This window comes from Psychrobacter sp. LFX-11D (assembly GCF_904846475.1).
GTDB classification, from domain to species: domain Bacteria; phylum Pseudomonadota; class Gammaproteobacteria; order Pseudomonadales; family Moraxellaceae; genus Psychrobacter; species Psychrobacter cryohalolentis.
This window is the reverse complement of record NZ_CAJHAV010000007.1, coordinates 1-20,991: the sequence shown is the minus strand read 5'-3', so window position 1 is coordinate 20,991 and position 20,991 is coordinate 1. Positions and strand designations below refer to the sequence as shown.

Sequence of the window (20,991 nt, the reverse complement as noted above, 5' to 3'; positions counted from 1 at the left end):
TAGAATAAATCATAAGCACTTATATTAGTTACTTTTCACTCAAATCATTTTTACATGAACTTTCATCAAGGAATCTACCATGAGTCAATTACACCCAAATCTAGATATCGATCAAGCCAACCAAGACTTGCAAGGTCAAACGCCAGAACAAATCGTAGAATGGGCATTAAGCCAAGCGAAAAACCCGATTATTACCACTAACTTCCGTCCTTACGAGTCAGCGATTTTGCATTTGGTTGCGTCGCTGCGCCCTGATATCACGGTACTATGGGTAGATTCTGGTTATAACACTGACGCCACTTACCAGTTTGCCAATAAAGTCATCCGTGATTTAAATTTAAACGTGATCACCTATATTCCTAAGCAAACTGCTGCCCATCGTGACGTGACAATGGAAGGTATTCCTGGTATTGATAACCCACTACATGATGAGTTCACCGATCAAGTGAAGCTTGAGCCATTCCGCCGCGCTTTAGATGAGCTAAAACCTGATGTTTGGTTCAATGCTATTCGTAAAGATCAAACCGAATTCCGTCAAGGTCTTGATGTCCTGAGCTTGTCTAAAGACGGCGTGTTAAAAGTCGCACCGTTGTTTGATAAGACAGATGCTGAGCTAGACGTGTATCTTGAAGAACATAACCTACCTAATGAGTTTGATTACTTCGATCCGACTAAGGTAGAAGAGCATCGCGAGTGTGGCTTGCATACACAGTTGTAATTGCTAAATACAGAATTATGATTTAATGAATACAATGGATAAAAATCCCGCTTAACCGGTTTATACCGAGTTAAGCGGGATTTTTTCAGTATCATGATTTTATATTGCTATTCCCTTTCTCAACAAAAACTACTTTTAATATCTCAAAAACGAATATACTAATGCCAATACATTACGTGAGCCTGCGCAACTGATAACTCATAATAGTAGTATATATTCAATTGAATGACTGGTCATACTATGAATACCTTTCCCCTATTTTTTAAATTAGAAGATCGTAAAGTACTGATTGTTGGCGGCGGTGATGTGGCATTACGCAAAGCTGATTTGCTGAGCCGTGCTGGCGCGTGTATCACTGTCCTTGCGCCAAGCATTAGCCATGAGATACAAGCCTTGCTCAGTGAGAGTAAGCACGCGCTGATTTATGAGAATTATAATAAAACCTATATGACAGATTCGCGCGTTATTATCGCGGCGACTGATGATGAGATGCTTAATCACCAAATCCATACTGATGCCACTGAACTCAACATTCCGGTAAACGTCGTCGATACGCCGCATTTATGCGATTTTATCTTCCCAGCTATTGTTGATCGCAATCCCATCGTCATTGGTATCTCGTCCAACGGTAAAGCACCGGTGCTGGCACGTTTGCTGCGGGCACGCCTTGAGACCTTGATTCCGCAAGGCTATGGTAAGCTTGCCAAGCTGGCTGGCGAGTTTCGTGGTGACGTTAAAGCCAAAATTCCAACATTGACTGGGCGTCGGCAGTTTTGGGAGCGAGTATTTGAAGGTAAAGTCAGTCAATTGATGTTTTCCGGTAATGAAAACGAAGCCATTGCCCAATTGCAAACTGATCTGGATAACACAGCGGCAAATATCACTGCAAAAAATGCTACAGATGAATCAACAGAAGCCCAAAATACGATGGGCGAAGTCTATATCGTTGGTGCCGGTCCCGGTGACCCAGAGCTACTCACCTTTAAAGCACTGCGTCTGATGCAGCAAGCAGATATCGTCTATTATGATGCGCTGGTATCACCGCAAGTATTGGATTTGTGCCGCCGCGATGCCGATAAAGTATTTGTGGGCAAGAAACGCAGTAATCATGCCGTTGCACAATTGGGCATCAATGAGCTATTGGTTAATAGCGCAAAAGAAGGTCGGCGTGTGGTGCGTTTAAAAGGCGGTGACCCGTTTATCTTTGGGCGTGGCGGTGAAGAGATTGAAAGTTTGCGCTCTCACAATGTTCCGTATCAAGTAGTGCCAGGCATTACCGCTGCCAATGCCGCTGCTAGCTATGCTGGTATTCCGCTGACCCATCGTGACCATTCGCAGTCAGTACGTTTTGTGACAGGGTTTTTAAAGGCAGGCTCGCCTAATAATAACTTCAAAAGTTTTTTGAATACTGATGAAACAGTCGTATTCTATATGGGTCTGCATTCGCTACCGCGCTTGACGGAAGGTTTGATTGACGCTGGGCGTAGCGCAAAGACCCCGATTGCCATCGTCTCTAACGCCAGTATGCCCAATCAGCAAGTATTAACGGGTACACTTGCAAGTATCGTTGAATTACAAGCACAACATCAACTACATACGCCTGCTCTACTCATCATGGGTGATGTCGTAAGCTTACATCATGATTTGGCTTGGTATAATAATAAAAAGACCTCAGAAAACGATAATAACTGGTTACGAGGCGGTACTGCTACAACACCAAAACCAAATCCTAACCAACAAGCGCATGCGCTATCTATGATTGCTAATTTGGCAACAGAAGATGGTGGTCTTGAGCAGTTAGTGATTGATTAGAAAGCGCCCTAAAAGCCCCTTTTTATTTAAAGCCCTGCCAATCTAGTGGTAGGGCTTTTTTCTGATTGCAACAGAGCAAAATCCTCCAATCCTTGCTAGAATAATGGCTGTCTTTTATTCACCATTAAGCCTCATTATGTCTGTATCCGCTGTTACCCCTCTTACTATCCTGCACACCTCTGACTGGCATTTGGGACGCAGGCTTTATGGACGTCTGCGCTACGATGAATTTGCCGACTTTTTAAATTGGCTACAAAACACTATTAGTGCGCAGCAAGTGGATGTACTTATTGTCGCTGGTGATATCTTTGATACCATGACGCCAAGCAATAAAGCCCAAGCGCTGTATTATGAGTTTTTAGGCAAGGTTTCAAAGTCATGCTGTCAACATATTGTCATCGTCGCTGGCAATCATGATTCACCGACATTTTTGGATGCCCCAAGCAATGTACTTAAGTTTTTAAACGTCCATGTCGTTGGTACGGCTTGTGATGACTTAAATGATGAAGTGATGGTGTTAGATGATGCAGCCGGTACACCGCATTGCATTATCGCCGCTGTCCCTTATCTGCGTGATCGGGATGTGCGTGGCAGTCAGGCTGGCGAGTCAGCTCAAAGCAAAGACGCCAATGTTATCAAAGGTATCTGCGCGCACTATGATGAAGTCGCAGATATTGCCAACGCCAAACAAGCTGAATTATTAAAATCGCATAAGCGCCATATCCCTATTATTGCCACAGGGCATCTGTTTGCTGCCGGCGGCACCACTACTGATGATGATGGTGTTCGTGAGCTATATGTTGGCTCGCTTGGTAAAGTCTCCGCTGATATGTTCAGTGAAAGCTTTGATTACGTGGCGCTTGGGCATTTACATGTGCCACAACGCGTCGGTGGGCGTGAAACCATTCGATATTCAGGATCACCCATTGCAATGGGCTTTGGTGAGGCGCGCCAGCAAAAGCAAGTATTGCTCATACAGTTTGGCACGGTGCTAAAAAACAAAGAGCTAACACTGGAAAATGCCTCTGAGAGCAGCACTCATCAGCTGAACAACACCCTTATTAACACTGATAAGACCGTAGAAAAAACCGCTAAAAAAGCAGTCAATCAGGCGGCAAGTTTTATGGATGACCTATTTGCTGATGTCGAGTCTCTAGAAAGTGATCAGCATAGTGAAACGAGTATTGAAGAACCCTCTGAACAAACAGAAGTTATTCTAAGCACTCCTTTCACTTTACCCGCCACGCCACTGCATCATGATACCGCCCGTCAGATGCAAGTTACCTCACTCCCTATTCCAAAGTTCCAAAACTTGGCGCAAGTATCAGGTGATTTGGAAACTATTGAGAGCACCATTAAAGAACTCGTTCATTCAGAATCGGTCTGGTTAGAGGTAACTTATACCGGCGATACTATCGTAAATGATTTGCGTGAGAAAATTGACGAGATAACAAAAGAGTTAACGGTTGAAGTGTTAATCACTAAAAATCCACGCAACTATAATAAAGTACTTCATCAGCAACAAATCTCTGAGACGCTACAAGACTTAAATGAGCAAGAAGTATTTGAGCGTTGTTTAGCCACTCATAACATCCCTGATGAGCAAAGATTGACCTTGCGAGAAGCTTATGGTCAGATCGTTTATGACCTACATCATGCAGATACTCAAGCTGAATAATATCCACAACTCGTAAGCCTAATACAACTAACAGTAAATTATCACTACTATCTATAAAAATAAGACCATGCCATGCGCCTAATTGAACTAAGACTTAAAAACCTCAACTCCTTAAAAGGCGAATGGCACATTGATTTTAGTGACGCCGCTTTTCTTAACGAAGGTATCTTTGCCATTACAGGACAAACGGGCGCTGGCAAAACCACCATTTTGGATGCTATCTGTTTGGCGCTCTACAGCCAAACGCCACGACTTGGTGATATTACTGGCTCTACCAATGAGATTATGACTCAAGGTACAGGAGAGTGTTCCGCAGAAGTCATCATTGAGATTGACGCCAAGCGATATCAGTGTTCATGGTATCAACATCGTGCCCACAAAAAAGCCAAAGGCAACTTATTACCGATTAAGCACGAGATTAGCGAGGTCAAATCTGGCAAGATTTTAGAAGAGAAAAAATCTAAGACCTCTGCGTATATTCAGAATCTTATTGGTATGGATTTTAGCCAATTTACCCGCTCCATCATGCTGGCACAAGGCAGTTTTGCCGCCTTTTTAAAATCTGATATCGGTGATAGAGCGGCGATTTTAGAGAAGATAACAGGTACCGCTATCTATGCTAAAATCTCACTCAATGTTCATGAGAAAAAACGCTTTGAAGAAGATGTGCTCAGCAAGTTGCAGGCAGGCGTTGATAGCTTATCCTTGATCAGTGTTAAAGACGAAAATCTGCTGGCAGCCGAGCTAAAAGCCTTAAATCAACAGCAAAGCACACAGCGACAAACCTTTAAGACATTAAGTGAGCAGCTGCAATGGCTAAATAACATACAACAGCTACAACATAACCTGTCTATTTATCAGAGCGAGTTTGCAACCGCCCAGCAAGCGCAGCAAGCCTTTATTCCAGAAGCCAAGCGTCTAGATATTGCCAACAAGGCATTAGAGATTGATAGCCAGTTTCGTGAGCTTAGCTATAGTCGTGACACGGTAAAAAATCTAGATATTGAACAACAGAGTTTGCTGAGTCAAATCCCTGACCAGCAAGAAACGCTTACGCAAGCTGCTCGCCATTTATGCGATGCCAATAAGCTAGAAAAGCAAGCCGCAGACAACCTGCAAACAAACTTACCCATCATCGCACAGGTACGCGAATTAGATAACAAAATCAGACAACAGTCTCAATCCTTAGTGGAATACAACCAGCGTAAGGACTTATCGGTAGGCAATGTACAGATATTGCGCCAAGCAATACAAAACCATCAGCAAACCGCCGATAGCACCAAAACTCAGCTAAATAATATCGACAATTACTTTGACAACTACCCAGAGCTGATCGACCTTGATACCGATATGACAATCTTTGATACTAGCTGTCAACGATTAAGGGCGCTACTAGAAGATAACGCTGAACTTTCAGCCGCTAGGATGAGTCAACATAGCCATGCCCGCCAGCTACAAGCGGATTTTGAGATATTGTCTAAACAGCAAGATACTGATCTTTCATTGGTAGCGCAGCGGCGCGAGCAACTGCTAAATCTCCAACAGCAGCAAGCAGTGATCATTCAAAAGCAGCCGCTTGCTAGTATGCGCGGTGAGCAAGAACAAATCGATCAGATTATCACACAAATTGAGCAAGTGAGATTTAAGATTACACAGCGGTCTGAGCGAATCAGTCAAGTTCATAATATCAATCTCGCGCTACCGATATTGAATCAAGAATTGACGGTCTTAGACGACTTAATTGCCACTCATCGCGCAGATATTCAAAATACTAAACTTAAAAAGCAAGATAAGCAGACACACCTTCATCTACTACAAAAAGTCGCAAGGCTTGAAGATTACATCGTGGAACTCAAAGACGGTATGCCCTGCCCTTTGTGCGGTGCGCATGAGCACCCTTATGGTCAACATCATCCGCTATTAGATAGTCAGATTGACAATAAACAAGAGTTATCGCTGATGCAGCAGACCCAGCAGCAATTATCTGAGCTTGAGATACTCATTGAGAGTCTAGAGAAAACGTTGTCCAAATATCATATTGACCATGCTACTAAGAACGAAGCCATTAACCACCAACAGCAGCAGTTAGCCCCTTTGCAGCAGCAATGCGAGATGTTGGGCAAAGATATTCAAGAAAGCCTGCTCTCACTACTTGATATCAATAAAAATCATTCAAAAGCGATGGCAGCGATTATCCATCCGCTTTATCAATTGAGTGAGGATATAAATAAACCTGATAGTGATATTGAACGCCCTTTAGCTTTATTAGACATTACCAAACAAAATCTGCTTGAGCAAAAACAGTCTCTTAAAAATATATTAATTCAACATGATGACTTGACACAAAGCATATCAACGCTAAGTATTGCTATAGAAAGTGATGAAAAGCAGCATCAAGCACTGATGAATAAGATCAATAACCTGACGATGGATATCAAGCTACACTCGCAGAAAATAGACACTACTGAAGATAAAATAGCCACCAACTTTTCGGCATTAATCCCTCTTACTAGCAGTATTCTAACTTTGGCAGATAAGTATCCGGCGGATAACTATGCAGAATACTTAAGTATTGATTTTAAAAAAGCAGACGTTCAAAGTGCAATTAAGCAATTGGACGCTAGTATTCATAATAAAACCGTATTAGATAGCAGCGACTATGAGCGTCATATTGACAGATTACGTCAACAGCGCAGCATGCTCAGTCAGCTAAAAAAATATTTTAACGAGCAAAAAAACAGCCAGCAACAGCTAACCAATACCTTAAGTGCAGTGAGCGCTCAAATTGACACTAAGCAAGCACAGCTTTGCACGGATGAAAGCGCTCTAAAGAACCTCGAACATTTGATAGCGGATAAAAACACTGAACTTGAGCTGCTCAAGAGCAAAAGAACAAAGCTTTTTTCAGATAAAAACCCAGAGTCAGAAGACACTCTACTGCGCCACACAGTGGATGACGCAAAAGCCAAACAAGCAAATGCTCAAAGACAGCTAGACAGCACGCAGCAAGTATTAGAGCAATTGCAAAAAAGGCAACGACAGCTATTGGCAGAATTGCAGTCTGCTATGACAGCCCTTAATACGCAACAAGCGGTATTTATGGAGCATCTAGCAGCGGCGCAATTTGTGGATGAAGACGCTTTTACCCTTGCGCGCCTGCCTAAAGAAGAGCGTGATGCTTTACATACTCGTAAGCTTGCGATTGACAGCGCCTTGCAGCAGGCACAGTCACAGTTAGATAGCACCCAACAATCATTAGAGCAGAACCTATCTCTTGCTATGACGAATGTCAGCCAAGAAACGATTGCCGCCCAACATCAGCACATTCAGATGGAGATTGATCAGCTCAGCCAACAGATTGGTGCTATTGTTCAAAGGCTTAAAGACAATGAAAACCAAAAAGGTCAACAAGCAACGCAGCTTATAGCCATTAATGCACAAAAAGAGAAGTTACAAGTTTGGCAGCAGCTGCATACTTTAATTGGTTCAGCCGATGGTAAGAAATATCGCACCTTTGCTCAAGGCTTAACCTTTGAAGTGATGATTAGCCATGCCAATAGCCAATTACAAAAGATGAGTGACCGCTACTTGCTGATTCATGATGACAGCAATCCGCTTGAGCTTAATGTGATTGATAACTATCAAGGCGGCGATATTCGCAGCACCAAAAACTTATCTGGTGGTGAAGGCTTCATTATCAGTCTCGCGCTCGCTCTTGGACTATCTCAAATGGCCAGCCACAACATCCGTGTGGATTCGCTATTTTTGGATGAAGGTTTTGGCACGCTTGATGAAGAGTCGTTAGATATTGCTCTAGATACCTTGACAGGCTTGCAACAAGAAGGAAAATTGATTGGTATTATCTCTCACGTACAGGCGTTAAAAGATCGCATTTTGACCCAAATAAAGGTCGAAAAAATCTCTGGCGGCTTTAGTCAAATCAGTGGTCAAGGATGTCGGCGTGTTATGAGTGATAAAGTATGATAGGTTAGCCTGATTGATGACGACATATGATAAAGAAGTACGTTTAAAGGCATTTATTAAATGATACTGGCACAGCTATTTAGCATAAAAATGTAAAAAAACCACCGTTAATGAATAACGGTGGTTTTTTATAATCAAACTATCTTTTTACTTACTCGATTCGCTATTTGGTCACTAAACCACTTAACTCACTCATCAAGACGGATAACGTTGAGAGGCTGATTTGGCTATCATTATTGCTATCAAGTTTATCCATCTCAGCAGTAACGCCGGCAAGCTGGCTAGCATGACGCGACTTCCAATCACTGAAGGCTTGAATGGCATCAGGTCGAGTCAATAACGTCTCCATCAGCATACGTAAGCTGCGCGATACGTCATTGGCAAGCGCATGACGGGCACGGCGATCCCAGTGGTCTTGCTGCGGCAAGATAGCAATATTATCCATCATCCAATCAAGCTGCAAAACGTGATAGGCCTCAAAGTATAAAGTGGCAATCTCGTCAACCGGACGTTCGTACTGCTCTGCTAAAAGGGCAGCATCAAGGGCATCAACATGGTATGGCAACATTGCAAACATCGATGCATCATTGATAGAAAGACCATCTTCTATCAATCTTGTGGTATCGGCTTGCAAGTATTGTGAGAATTGCTGCTCAATAAATCCGCCTGATTTGGTTAGCTTTTCGACACTGTCTTCAAAACGGCTAATCATATCAGCCACTTGCAAATCTTGTCCAAAGGCATTGATAAACCAGACTACTCCGTTTTCGAGTGCATCGCGCAGACGCAGTTCAAGCTCAAGCAGCAAAGTGGCATCGACTTGATTATCAAGTGCTTCAAGCAGCTCCCATGCTTTTGAGACATGAAATACATCACGCGCAATGGCATAGCCGCGCACGATAGTGGCAAGCGTTTGTCCTGTCTCTTCATGCAGACGGAATAATGCTTCGATACCCAGACGGTTGACCACACTATTGGTCATATACGTACTGATGATTTCACGGTGTAAACGATGCTCAGTCATCTCATCAAAAAAGCGCGATGCCAGCTCATCGGGGAAATACTTGCGTAATTCATTAACGAAATACGGCGCATCCGGTAAATCTGAGAGCAGTAAGTTGTCATAAACCCACATTTTTCCGTAAGCCATCACAACGGCTAGCTCAGGATTGGTCAGACCTGTGCCAGATTTTTGGCGTTTAGCAATCTCTTCATCTGATGGCAGATACTCAATCGCTCGATCTAGACGCCCTTCTGCTTCTAACATCTGAATAAAGCGCTGATGATCGCTTAAGTTTGCAGCTGCTCGGATTTGACTCAGCTCAATTGCTTGCGGTTGCAGATAGTTTTGACGCAGCACCAATTCGCTAATGGTCTCGGTCATGCTTTCAAGAAGCTCATTACGCTGCTTCAACGTCATATCACCTTGCTCAACCACTTTGCCAAGTAAGATTTTGATATTGACTTCATGATCTGAGCAGTTGACGCCGCCTGAGTTATCGATAGCATCAGTATAAATACGTCCACCAGTTTGGGCATATTCGATACGACCTCGCTGCGTGAGGCCTAGGTTACCCCCTTCACCGACGATAGCCGCACGTAATTCGCCACCGTTGACACGTACGGCATCATTGGCACGATCACCTACGTCAGCATGACTCTCCTCACTACTTTTCACATAGGTACCGATACCACCATTCCAAATGAGATCTACTGGCGATTTTAGCAACGCGCTGATAAAGTCATTGGGTGCTAAGCTGTCATCTGAGATATCAAAAACCGCTTTCATTTCAGGGCTGATAGCAATGGTCTTGTCTTGACGTGAGAAGATACCACCGCCTTGGCTAATGAGAGACTGGTTATAATCTTCCCACGATGAGCGAGGTAGATCAAATAAGCGCTCGCGTTCTGCAAAAGACGCTGCTGTATCTGGATTTGGGTCAATGAAAATATGCAGATGGTTAAAGGCAGCAACCAGTTTGGTATGGGTTGATCTGAGCATACCGTTACCAAAAACATCACCGCTCATGTCACCAATGCCCACGACGGTAAAGTCATCACGATTTTGGATGTCCATGCCGCGCATACGGAAGTGGCGCTTGACCGACTCCCAACCACCGCGGGCGGTAATGCCCATCGCTTTGTGGTCATAACCAACCGAGCCACCAGAAGCAAAGGCATCATCTAGCCAAAAGTTATATTCAGCAGACAAAGCATTAGCGATATCAGAAAAGGTTGCCGTACCTTTATCGGCAGCGACCACCAAATACGGATCATCTTCATCATGACGTACGGTATTGGCTGGCGGGACAATCGCACCATCGACGATATTGTCGGTCACATCAAGCATACCGCGAAGAAATGTTTGATAGCAGGCAATACCTTCAGCTTGGAACACATCACGACCATCCGCCATCGTTTTGGTTTTAACGATAAAGCCGCCTTTTGAGCCAACCGGTACGATAACGGCGTTTTTGACCATTTGTGCTTTAACCAGACCAAGTACTTCAGTACGGAAATCTTCCATACGATCAGACCAACGCAGCCCGCCGCGAGCGACTTTACCGCCACGCAAATGCACTGCTTCAACGCGTGGTGAATAGACAAATATCTCAAACATTGGTTTAGGCTTGGGTAGATTTGGAATATCTGCTGCCAAAAATTTAAAGGACAAACGATCTTTACGCTGCCCATTCGCCTCTCTTTGATAAAAGTTGGTACGTACCATAGCGTTAATTAAATCCAAGTACCAGCGGAAGATACGGTCTTCATCCAAGCTACTGACACCTGCTAATGCGGTGGTAATCTGTGCTCGAATCTGGCTGGTTTTGCTGGCACGTTCCTCTTCACTATAGTTAGGATTCATTCTTGCATCAAATAAACTGCCTAATGCGACACTGATGTCACTGTTTTTGACCATAGTTTGTTGAATATAGACGTTTGAGAACGGTGCTTTCGCTTGCATCATATAGCGTGACAAGGCGCGCAGTACCACCACATCATAAGTATCTAACTTGGTGGTCAATACCAATTCGTTAAGTGAATCACTCTCAACCTGTCCTGCCCAAATTTGCTTTAAGCTGTCTTCAAACTGTGCACGCACCACTTGCATATCAATGGTATCAACGTGCTCTAAGACCAGCTCATACTCCTGCATCCAAATAGGTTGCTCAGGTAAATCAAACTCATAGGTCTGCGCTGAGATAACTGATACCCCGAAGTTCTCTAGTACGGGTAAGACTTTAGATAAGATAACTGCTTTTTGACGACCATATAGCTTTAAGTGCAACTGATTGCTTGCGTCACCTGTCGATTGATACAAGTGCCAAATCATCGGCTGCTCATCGCTAAGTCCAGCCAAACGCTTGGTATCTTCAACGGCAGTACGTGCATCGAATCGCTCTTGGTAAGCGGCAGGGATATAACTTAAAAATCTGCGCGTCAAAGCATTGGCATGCTGCTCACCGACATTATCCAGCAGCATTTTTTGATAGTTATCACTCCACGACTGCATCAAAAAGGACAGCTTGGCTTGGAGCGCAGCGGTATCCACCTCATGCACTTGACCTGGCACTGTACGGACATGCACATGGACGCGGGCATGTTCAGATTCATTAAACTCCGTTGTAAAGCCTGAAGATGTACCACCATAAGCTTCTTTTAGGACGTTCTGTACCTTGATGCGAAGTTCGGTATTGAATTTATCACGCGGAATATAGACCAAGCAGGAAACAAAACGCTGGTAATGATCGATACGGCAAAATAAGCGTAGGCTTTTTTTGTCCTGTAGTTGGCTAATTCCTAGTACTGTCGGGTAAAGATCTTCAATGCTGGCTTGAAATAAGTCATCGCGTGGCAAGGTATTAATGATATGCATCATTTTGTGATACGCATGACCATCACGTGGTAGTTTTGCCATCGCCATGATTTTATTGGATTTTTCGCGTAATAATGGAATTTGTTGCACGCTTAGTTGATAAGCTTGCGCTGTAAAAAGACCAATAAAACGATGCTCACCGATGAGCTTTCCATTATCATCAAACTTATGAATGCCCAAAAAATCCATATAAACTGGGCGGTGTACTGGCGATACTCGGCTTGATTTTGACAATACCAATACTTGCGGCGCTGTTAGCAGTCTTTTTAGATTGCTTGGCAGCTCGTCAAAGCTTTTTGAAAGCTGGTCTTCACTACCGCCACGTAATAGCCCAAGCCCACTATTACCAATAGAAAATAAATCTAAATCACTACGGTCGTCTTGGTTGGCTATATTGCCAGCATTATTAACCTCGATTCTGTGCCCGTCTTCTAAGCGGTACTCTCGATATCCCAAAAAGATAAAGTGATCGTCCAAGACCCAATCTAAAAATGCTTGAATCTCTTGTTGAGAGTAAAATACTTCCGGCAGTGTTTTTGTAGCAAGTTCCGCTTTTATATCGGTTAGCTTGGCACGTATCTGCTGCCAGTCATCAACGACGACATCAAGGGTGTCTACTTTTGCCAGCAGCATCTGTTTTAATGCCGCCAATTCATCATTGTCTTGATAAGAGATTTCACAATGAATCAAAGACATGTGTGAGGTGCCACTTTCTTGAGCACTTTCAACTTTAGTGATCGCGCCATTTTCATCGCGTTCGACATTGACGATGATATGATAAGTACGATGCACATCGATGCCTTGCTCTTCAAGACTCATCAATAGCGTGTCGACCAAAAATGGTCGGTCATAGGCAACGATTTGGATAACGGTATGTGAGCTGTGAAAATGCTGCTCTTCTGCAATGGGATTTAATATGGCAAGCTGCGGATGGCTACGATCATAGGCTTTTAATAGCGTAAAATGATGCAGCGCCATCCCAGCCAAATCAGCATTACTGATGTCCTTTGCAGTCTCTTGATGCAATGGCTGATAGTAGCTATGAATAAAGTGGTCAAATAATGATTTGTCCGCTTGTACATAACTGGTGGCAATATCGCTTATCTGGCTGATCCGCTCTTTTGCGATATTTAGAGAGTTTGGCATATCCTTTGTCCTTGCGCTTTTTTATAAGCTTCTTATTTAGGTGTTATGTCTTATGTATTGTGAATAATTAAGTTTGAACTTATTGAACATTAGCAATCATGGTTTGTCTGACTCCCGCTATATGAACTATTTTGTGAGGTTTAACAGGTCTATGAGTAAATAATTTCACTCAAGGCTATCTCTCAGGTGGAATTGTAACGCACCTGCTGTCATAGCTAAAGCGTACAACATCATTTCATGAATCAGTAAGATGTCGATAACATTTACTAATGAGACGATTGTGATCTGATACGGCTGAATATAGACGGACAGGCGCATAGCTATGACACATAGTCATGACAAGGGCGGCGTTTTTTTGTTAGAATAGCGCAGAATATTGGACAGTATTTTGCTGGCTCGCTATTAACTCACTTATTATGAATTTTAATGCTAAGGGCAAGAGGTATGATGAATATTTTGGTGATTGGTTCAGGTGGTCGTGAACACGCACTAGCATGGCAGTGCGCAAAAGATAATAATGTAAAAAATATCTATATCGCGCCCGGTAATGCTGGCACCGCCCTTGAACCCAAATGCCAAAACGTCACTTTGGAAGACGCCACTGATGCAGGCGAGCACAGCGCTGTTATCAAGTTTTGTCAGAATAACGCTATCGACATGGTCATCGTTGGTCCAGAAGCACCGTTGGTAACAGGCATTGTCGATGCTTGTCGTGCTGCTGGCATCAAAGCTTGGGGTCCAACAGCGTATTGCGCGCAGTTAGAAGGCTCAAAGACTTTTGCCAAAGAATTCATGGAACAAAACAATATCCCAACGGCAGCTTATCAGGGCTTTACCGACGCAGTAGCGGCAAAGGCTTATATCGATGAGCAAGGCGCACCTATTGTCATTAAAGCCGATGGTCTTGCTGCTGGTAAAGGCGTCATTGTTGCTGAGACGATCGAACAGGCGCATGAAGCCATTGACGATATGTTGGCGGATAATAAATTTGGCGATGCCGGTAGCCGCGTGGTGATTGAGCAGTTTTTGCAAGGCGAAGAAGCCAGTTTTATCTGTATGGTCGATGGTGAAAATATCCTGCCAATGGCAACCAGCCAAGACCATAAGCGTGCTTTTGAAGGTGATGCGGGTCCAAACACAGGCGGCATGGGTGCATATTCTCCTGCGCCAGTCGTCACTCAAGAGGTTCATGATAAAGTCATGGCACAAGTGATTCAGCCTGTTGTAGATGCGATGAAAGCTGCCGGTCATCCTTATACCGGATTTTTATATGCTGGACTCATGATTGATGATGCCGGCGACCCGTATGTGATTGAGTTTAACTGCCGTTTTGGCGATCCGGAGACGCAGCCTATTTTGATGCGCCTGCAATCGTCGATGGTTGATTTGGTTGCACAAGGACTCGAAGGTAAATTACCGAGCGAAGCCAATTGGGATGAGCGCCCTGCCCTTGGTATTGTCATCGCCTCAAAAGGCTACCCTGAAACTTCATCGAAAGGTGATGTGATTGCAGGCTTGCCAGAATTAAATAATGAGAATCAAAATTCGGTAAAAGTCTTTCATGCAGGCACGGCTTTTTCTAATGAAGATGCCCTTAGCAATGAGAAAGAAGTCGTGACCAATGGCGGTCGCGTATTATGTGTGACTGCATTAGCAGATAGCATCTCAGATGCACAGCAAGCAGCATTAACGGTCACTGCTGCTATCAGTTTTGATGGTGCTCATTATCGCCGTGATATCGGTCATCATGCTATTGCCCGTGAAAACATTTAAATAGTAGTGATAAGTAGCACCTACCTATAACGACTTTTGATAAATTCGACCTAGCGTGATGCTGGGTTGAATTTTTTGATGGGTTATAGTTTTTAAAGGCTGCTAAAACTAACAGGCAAAAAATGCTTAAGAATTTCAGCATGCTAGCCTAAATTACAAAGTAAATAACGTCGCTTGGCTAAGCTGCAAAACCTGCCTTCTTTATATGATACAATTCTGTACACTCATAGCACATCTCCCTTGTATTGTAGGTACATCACCCACAAATCAATACCAACTCGATGAAATGACGATATCTATGGCAAACAATACCTCTAGGTCTTCTAATAACAAGCAGTCTATCGATAATTTAAAAACCTCGGGGTTTGATCGTCGTATGTCGATTGCCAAAACTTCGTTGAACATCGGTCGTCGTTGGGCAGGTAATAGCGTGTCTGGTATGTTTCTTAATAAAGAAGCACGTACAGCACGTAACCAGATTTTTATGGAAGAACAGGCGCATTATTTGGCAGAAGAGCTTGGTAAATTAAAAGGCTCTGTCGTGAAAATTGGTCAAATGCTGGCGATTTATGGTGAGCATATCTTACCACCTGAGATTACCCGTGCCTTACAAACGCTTAATGATGATACAGCAACACTTGCATGGCCAAAAATCGAGCAGAATTTACAGGATTTATTGGGTAATAAGCTGCAGGAGCTTCAGGTTGACCCTGTCCCTATTGGTACGGCATCCCTCGCCCAAGTTCACCGTGCAACCGTCATAGCCACGGGTGAGCAAGTGGTATTAAAAATTCAATATCCGGGCGTGGCCGATGCGATTAACTCTGATTTGGCTCTATTTAAGAGTTTGTTAAAGGTTAGTAATATCGTTCCACAAACCCGTTCACTCGATGCATGGTTTGAAGAGATACGTGATTTATTACATCATGAAGTCGACTATGAGGCGGAAGCTGACACAACAGAGCGGTTCTATAACCGTTTGATTGACGATGCACGTTATGTAGTGCCGAAAATCAATCGCCATTATTCGACCAAACGCTTACTTTGTATGTCTTATGAGCCGGGTATCAGTGTGGTTTCTGACGCATTGCAACTACTCCCTCTTGAGCGTCGAAACGCCATCGGTCAGGCGGCTATCGAAATCATGATACAAGAGATTTTCGTTTGGGGTGAGATGCAAACGGATCCAAACTTTGGTAATTACCTTGTCCGTGTCGCACGCGACGAAACCGAAATTGATAAACTGGTCTTATTAGATTTTGGCGCGATTCGGCAGTTCGATAATAACTTATTGACGATTGCTCATAATTTATTACGTGCCGGTTATTATCATGATCATCAATCTATGATGAGTGCCATGACTGGTTATGACTTTTTTGATACCATGAGTGATAAAGTACGTTCAGATATCGCTTCATTGTTTTTGTTGGCAACTGAACCTTTTAGTGATCCTGTGATAAACACGGATATGCCTGCTAATTGTCTAGATGAGCAACAGCGCTATATTTGGGCTAACAGTAAGCTGCATACTCGCCTCTCAAATGATGCGACACAAGCGATGCAGTCTTTCGAGTTCAATCTACCACCTAAAGAGTTTATGTTTATCAGTCGGAAATTTATTGGTGCTTATACATTTTTGACGGTGCTTGATGCTCGTACGGATTCTAATAACTTAGTAAAACCGTTTTTATAAACTTATTTTAACGTACTTACTCGACGGATTTTTGAACCGCCTTTCTGGGGCGGTTTTATTTATTACAATTTTAATTGCTTAGGCTATTTTATAGTTTTAACTTAACCTTAGCATTTTATAGTAAATGTAATTCTTTTATCTTTTTTACTTAGGCTATTACCTTAAATACTCACATTAGCTATCATCCACTTATCGAATCTGGTTTGATAACCTTCAGGTTTCTTCATGCTTAACTCCCAACAGGTTTCTTGCCGTGCTAAGTATTTAACTTCAAAATGTGTACGCTGACTGCTGCTTGCAACCTGACTACGCGTATTGGGCAAACACCATACCTCATTTGCTTGATGCTCGGCATTGTCCATATATGTTTCGATGTTGGTTGCCAATATTATCTCCCCGCCTACCTGTAAGCGTGACAGTAAAAACTCAAAAAACGGCATATTAAGCCATTGTTGATTGGGATTGTGCTGCTCAGGATTGGGATATAAGATATAGATACTATCGATACTATTTGGCGCAATTGCATGTACGATCCATGCAATTGCATCAGCATGAATAGCGGTCAAATTGGCAGAATTCTGCTGCGCTGCCAATTTTTTAAATGCCTCAAACTTATTGCGCGTACGCTCAATCGCAATCAGATGCTTATCAGGATTTTGCATGGCAAAGCTTAAGGCATGCTTGCCCTTCCCTGCGCCAATCTCCAAAACGAGTGATGATTTAGGTTTAAGTGCTGCGTCTGGCATCACAAAATCACGTGGTGCTGAGAGTCGTTGAGGTTGAAATGCCCGCTCTTGCTGATGTGAAAGCTCAAGGTTGTCAGTCATTTGCTGTCCTTAAAATATTTGTCATTTGTCATTATTCGGCTGCATGCTATTATATAGTCAATGCAACCCAATAGTAATATCACGATATCGATTACTCATCGACAAATAGCTTTCTCAATCAGATTACTAGAGCAATGATTTTAAAATCAATTACTGCTTACTTTTTGAGGATACTTTGTTGATAAAACCAAGGATCTCTCTACTTTTATTATGACCGAATCTACTTCTAACGCCAGCCCTTCACCTAAAACGTATCCTTGTCCAGAATGCGGTAAGCAAACCACATGGCAAGATAATAAATATAAGCCATTTTGTAGTCATCACTGTAAGCTGATCGATCTTGGCGCATGGGCAAACGAAGACTATACATTGCCTGCTGAGTCCACGCCGTTTTCTGATGAGCTATAGTATTAAGCCCTTTACCCTCTTACTTTTATCACTTTATGATTCCAAGGATGCTGTACATGTCTGCTACTTACCTGATGCCCACTTATCTTCGTCAACCTATCAGTTTTACCCGCGGCTCAGGAAGCTGGCTCTATACTCAAGATGAGACGCCTTATCTAGACGCATTGACTGGTATCGCGGTATGTGGTTTAGGACATTGCCATCCACAAGTAACCGAAGCTATTCAACAGCAGGCAGCAACATTGGTTCATACCAGTAATTTATTTGGTATAGACTGGCAAGAGCGTGCTGGTGAAGCATTATGTAATGCCGCGCAAATGGACAGTGTATTTTTTGCCAATAGTGGCGCTGAAGCAAATGAAGCAGCACTAAAATTGGCGCGTCTATACGCGTATCAGCAAGGATTTAAGCGTCCAAAAGTCATTGTGATGGAGCAATCTTTCCATGGTCGTACCTTATTATCATTATCAGCAACTGCCAACCCCAAAGCGCGCGAAGGCTTTTACACTTTAGATAATGATTTTATCCGTGTGCCATTTGGGGATATTGCCGCCATTGAACAAGCAGCTCATGACTATGAGGATATTTGCGCGGTATTCGTAGAGCCTATTCAAGGTGAAGGTGGTCTTAATACGGCAGCTAACGGCTTTACTTACCTTGAGCAGATACAAGCCGTATGCGATACACATAATTGGCTGTTCATGCTTGATGAAGTACAGACCGGCAATGGACGAACAGGTAAGTATTTTGCTTATCAGCATAGCAGCGCACGCCCTGATGTATTAACGACGGCTAAAGGCTTAGGTAATGGCTTCCCTGTCGGTGCCTGTATGGTACGTGGTCGCGCTAATGGCTTATTTGGAGCTGGTAGTCATGGCTCAACCTATGGCGGCACACCGTTAGCCAGTCGTGTGGTACATAGCGTATATGACGTATTGGCGAACAGTGATATCATGCAAAACGCCGTCAACGAGGGACAGTTTATTGGTGATAGCATGGTTGATGCATTTGGACAATATGGCGTCAGCAGTCGCGGCGCTGGGATGATGATTGGCATTGCCCTGCCTGAAGACATGGACTGTAGCAAGCTTGTCGATCGTGCTCGTGATGAGCAGAAACTTATCATCAATGTCACAGGCGGTCATGTGATTCGTTTGCTACCACCACTTAATATGAGCCGTGATGAAAGCTTACAAGTGGTTGAACGCTTGGTTAATTTACTAAAACCCTCGTTTTAAACGTCTATTTAACAAAAACATAAAAAAGCCTATAGACAAATTATCTATAGGCTTTTTTCGTTATTAATCAATCAGCTTCATTAGCATTTAAATAAACTAAACCTTAGTTTGCATGAAAGTATTTTTTTAATACCTCTAAGCAGCGCGTGATTTTTGCAGGTTGTTGCTCACGGTTTAAGGTTACAGCATATAGTACAAAACTTGGCATCTGGTAGCCGGTCAAAACTTCGACCAAGTTGCCCGATTCTAGCTCTTTTTTGACATCCATTTCCATCATTCTAAGAATACCATGACCTTCTTTGGCGATGGTCATTGCCATAAAGACATTATTAGTATGGATACGCGACGTCATTTTGATACGTGTTTTTTTACCAGTCTCAGTCTGAGTAAGCTCAACATTATTTGTATCCTTCATGATATCAATACAGATAAGATGATGATCTGCCAAATCTTTCGGCGTTTCGATTTTCTTATGCTGACGTAAATATTGTGGTGAAGCGACCAACATTTGACGCACATCAGATAACGGATGATTGCTCACAGTTGAGTCGTTGATATTAGGGCTCATACGTATCGCAATATCGATTCGCTCATCAATCATATCAATATAATTATTATCTGCAAAATAGGTGATACTAAGATCATCGTGCGCTGACATCCAAGTCGATAGTGCTGGCAAAATATGATTAACACCAAGCTCTGGTGTCGTTGCAATACGCAAACTACCTGCCAATTCATCACGTAATTGATTGACTTTAATTCGACCTTGCTCTGCCGCACTTACCACATCTTTTGCCGCTTCATAAAAGCTAGCACCCGCTTCTGTTAAGCTGAGCTTACGGGTTGAGCGATGTAATAACACCACACCAAGCTCGTTCTCTAAAGAACGTATTTGCTGACTGACGGCGCTGGTGGTGATACCAAGCTCACGGGCTGAACCACTAAAGGAGCCGTGTCCGACCACACTAGCAAACACAGCCATACCACGTAAATTATCTAACATATTCTCATCCAAGCTGCTTTTTAGTTGTTAATATAACTTAACCATTATAGCGGATAATGATAAATCTTACAGTTTTTTAATATTAAACTCAGAGTAAGATGTGAGCGCCCCTTAATCAATAAAGGTAAAAAAATCAAGATGATAGATAAATATCACCTTGATTTTTCAATAAATACAATATTTTTAATAAAGTGCTAATTTTTATAAACTATCAATTAATAAATGTATGACTGTTTAATATAACTGAACCTTGCCCATTTTTCCTTCGCCGCGCTCGGTTAAATATTGCATCACTGGCGTATTAAACAATCTTGATTCTGCCACTGTTTTAGCCTCAACGAGACGTTTTTGTTGACGACGCTCTGGGGTTTTATCATCGGCTTGCGCGATACTGCTATCAATTCGTAAGCTGATGGCAGCATCAGGGAATTGTACCTGCATTTTTGTCGCTAGCTGCTCAAAGGTTGCCTGCAAATGCTTACTATCGACTGCTGTGACAAAGATGGCTTCGGCATTACAGCTGCCTGTCATCATACCTTGACGGGCAAGCGCCAATTCATCTTGAGCCAAACTAGCGGCTTCACGAGCAGCTTGTAGCCAATAGTCCCATTTTTCTGGTGTCCACTCACCTATCAATTCTTGCGGCGGACAACGTAGAAGCGCCCGAGGGTCTTCAGATTGAATTAATAATTGAGAATCATTTACCTCGGGTTCAACAACGGGTTCAACAACGGGTTCAACAACGGGTTCAACAACGGGTTCAACAACGGGTTCAACAACGGGTTCAACAACGGGTTCAACAACGGGTTCAACAACGGGTTCAACAACGGGTTC

The 20,991-nt window shown here is 43.1% G+C and carries 11 protein-coding genes and 1 pseudogene; 8 read left to right on the top strand and 4 right to left on the bottom strand.

Going from position 1 to position 20,991, the window contains the following annotated elements:
* Positions 1 to 79 precede the first annotated feature (79 nt).
* The 4 genes from JMX75_RS06705 to JMX75_RS06690 all read left to right on the top strand — a co-directional run bounded on the left by JMX75_RS06705 (position 80) and on the right by JMX75_RS06690 (position 8,192).
* Positions 80 to 718: a phosphoadenosine phosphosulfate reductase family protein gene (locus JMX75_RS06705; RefSeq protein ID WP_201531647.1), complete on the top strand. Its 639-nt coding sequence runs from the start codon at positions 80 to 82 to the stop codon at positions 716 to 718.
* A 240-nt stretch (positions 719 to 958) separates the two neighbouring features.
* The gene (gene cysG, locus JMX75_RS06700; RefSeq protein ID WP_201531645.1) at positions 959 to 2,530 is read left to right on the top strand and encodes a siroheme synthase CysG; all 1,572 of its coding nucleotides are present in this window, start codon (positions 959 to 961) and stop codon (positions 2,528 to 2,530) included.
* A gap of 136 nt (positions 2,531 to 2,666) precedes the next feature.
* Entirely contained in the window at positions 2,667 to 4,208 is a 1,542-nt protein-coding gene (locus JMX75_RS06695) for an exonuclease SbcCD subunit D C-terminal domain-containing protein (RefSeq protein ID WP_201531643.1), read from the top strand.
* A 72-nt stretch (positions 4,209 to 4,280) separates the two neighbouring features.
* The gene (locus tag JMX75_RS06690; RefSeq protein WP_201531642.1) at positions 4,281 to 8,192 is read left to right on the top strand and encodes an AAA family ATPase; all 3,912 of its coding nucleotides are present in this window, start codon (positions 4,281 to 4,283) and stop codon (positions 8,190 to 8,192) included.
* Between the two features lie 163 nt (positions 8,193 to 8,355).
* Here the strand turns inward: JMX75_RS06690 and JMX75_RS06685 are convergent, their stop codons facing one another.
* On the bottom strand, positions 8,356 to 13,215 hold the full coding sequence (locus tag JMX75_RS06685) for an NAD-glutamate dehydrogenase (RefSeq protein WP_201531640.1): 4,860 nt from the start codon (positions 13,213 to 13,215) through the stop codon (positions 8,356 to 8,358).
* Positions 13,216 to 13,662: 447 nt separating this feature from the next.
* Between JMX75_RS06685 and purD the strand changes: the two genes are divergently transcribed.
* Entirely contained in the window at positions 13,663 to 14,988 is a 1,326-nt protein-coding gene (purD, locus tag JMX75_RS06680) for a phosphoribosylamine--glycine ligase (protein WP_201531818.1), read from the top strand.
* A gap of 298 nt (positions 14,989 to 15,286) precedes the next feature.
* Positions 15,287 to 16,681, top strand: coding sequence for an ABC1 kinase family protein (locus tag JMX75_RS06675; protein WP_201531638.1), 1,395 nt, complete (start codon positions 15,287 to 15,289; stop codon positions 16,679 to 16,681).
* A gap of 161 nt (positions 16,682 to 16,842) precedes the next feature.
* On the opposite strand, the gene JMX75_RS06670 is transcribed toward JMX75_RS06675, so the two are convergent.
* On the bottom strand, positions 16,843 to 17,508 hold the full coding sequence (locus JMX75_RS06670; RefSeq protein ID WP_201531636.1) for a methyltransferase domain-containing protein: 666 nt from the start codon (positions 17,506 to 17,508) through the stop codon (positions 16,843 to 16,845).
* Positions 17,509 to 17,718: 210 nt separating this feature from the next.
* Here JMX75_RS06670 and JMX75_RS06665 point away from each other — a divergent pair, with 210 nt between their 5' ends.
* Together JMX75_RS06665 and JMX75_RS06660 are read left to right on the top strand one after the other, a co-directional pair.
* On the top strand, positions 17,719 to 17,916 hold the full coding sequence (locus JMX75_RS06665; protein ID WP_020443572.1) for a DNA gyrase inhibitor YacG: 198 nt from the start codon (positions 17,719 to 17,721) through the stop codon (positions 17,914 to 17,916).
* Positions 17,917 to 17,972: 56 nt separating this feature from the next.
* Positions 17,973 to 19,154, top strand: coding sequence for an aspartate aminotransferase family protein (locus tag JMX75_RS06660; protein WP_201531634.1), 1,182 nt, complete (start codon positions 17,973 to 17,975; stop codon positions 19,152 to 19,154).
* A 103-nt stretch (positions 19,155 to 19,257) separates the two neighbouring features.
* Here JMX75_RS06660 and JMX75_RS06655 read toward each other — a convergent pair whose 3' ends face one another.
* Positions 19,258 to 20,157 carry a LysR family transcriptional regulator gene (locus tag JMX75_RS06655; protein WP_011513737.1) on the bottom strand — a complete coding sequence of 300 codons (900 nt, stop codon included), beginning with the start codon at positions 20,155 to 20,157 and terminating at the stop codon, positions 19,258 to 19,260.
* A gap of 234 nt (positions 20,158 to 20,391) precedes the next feature.
* Positions 20,392 to 20,991: pseudogene (locus tag JMX75_RS06650) on the bottom strand (DNA polymerase III subunit gamma/tau); the annotation flags it as partial.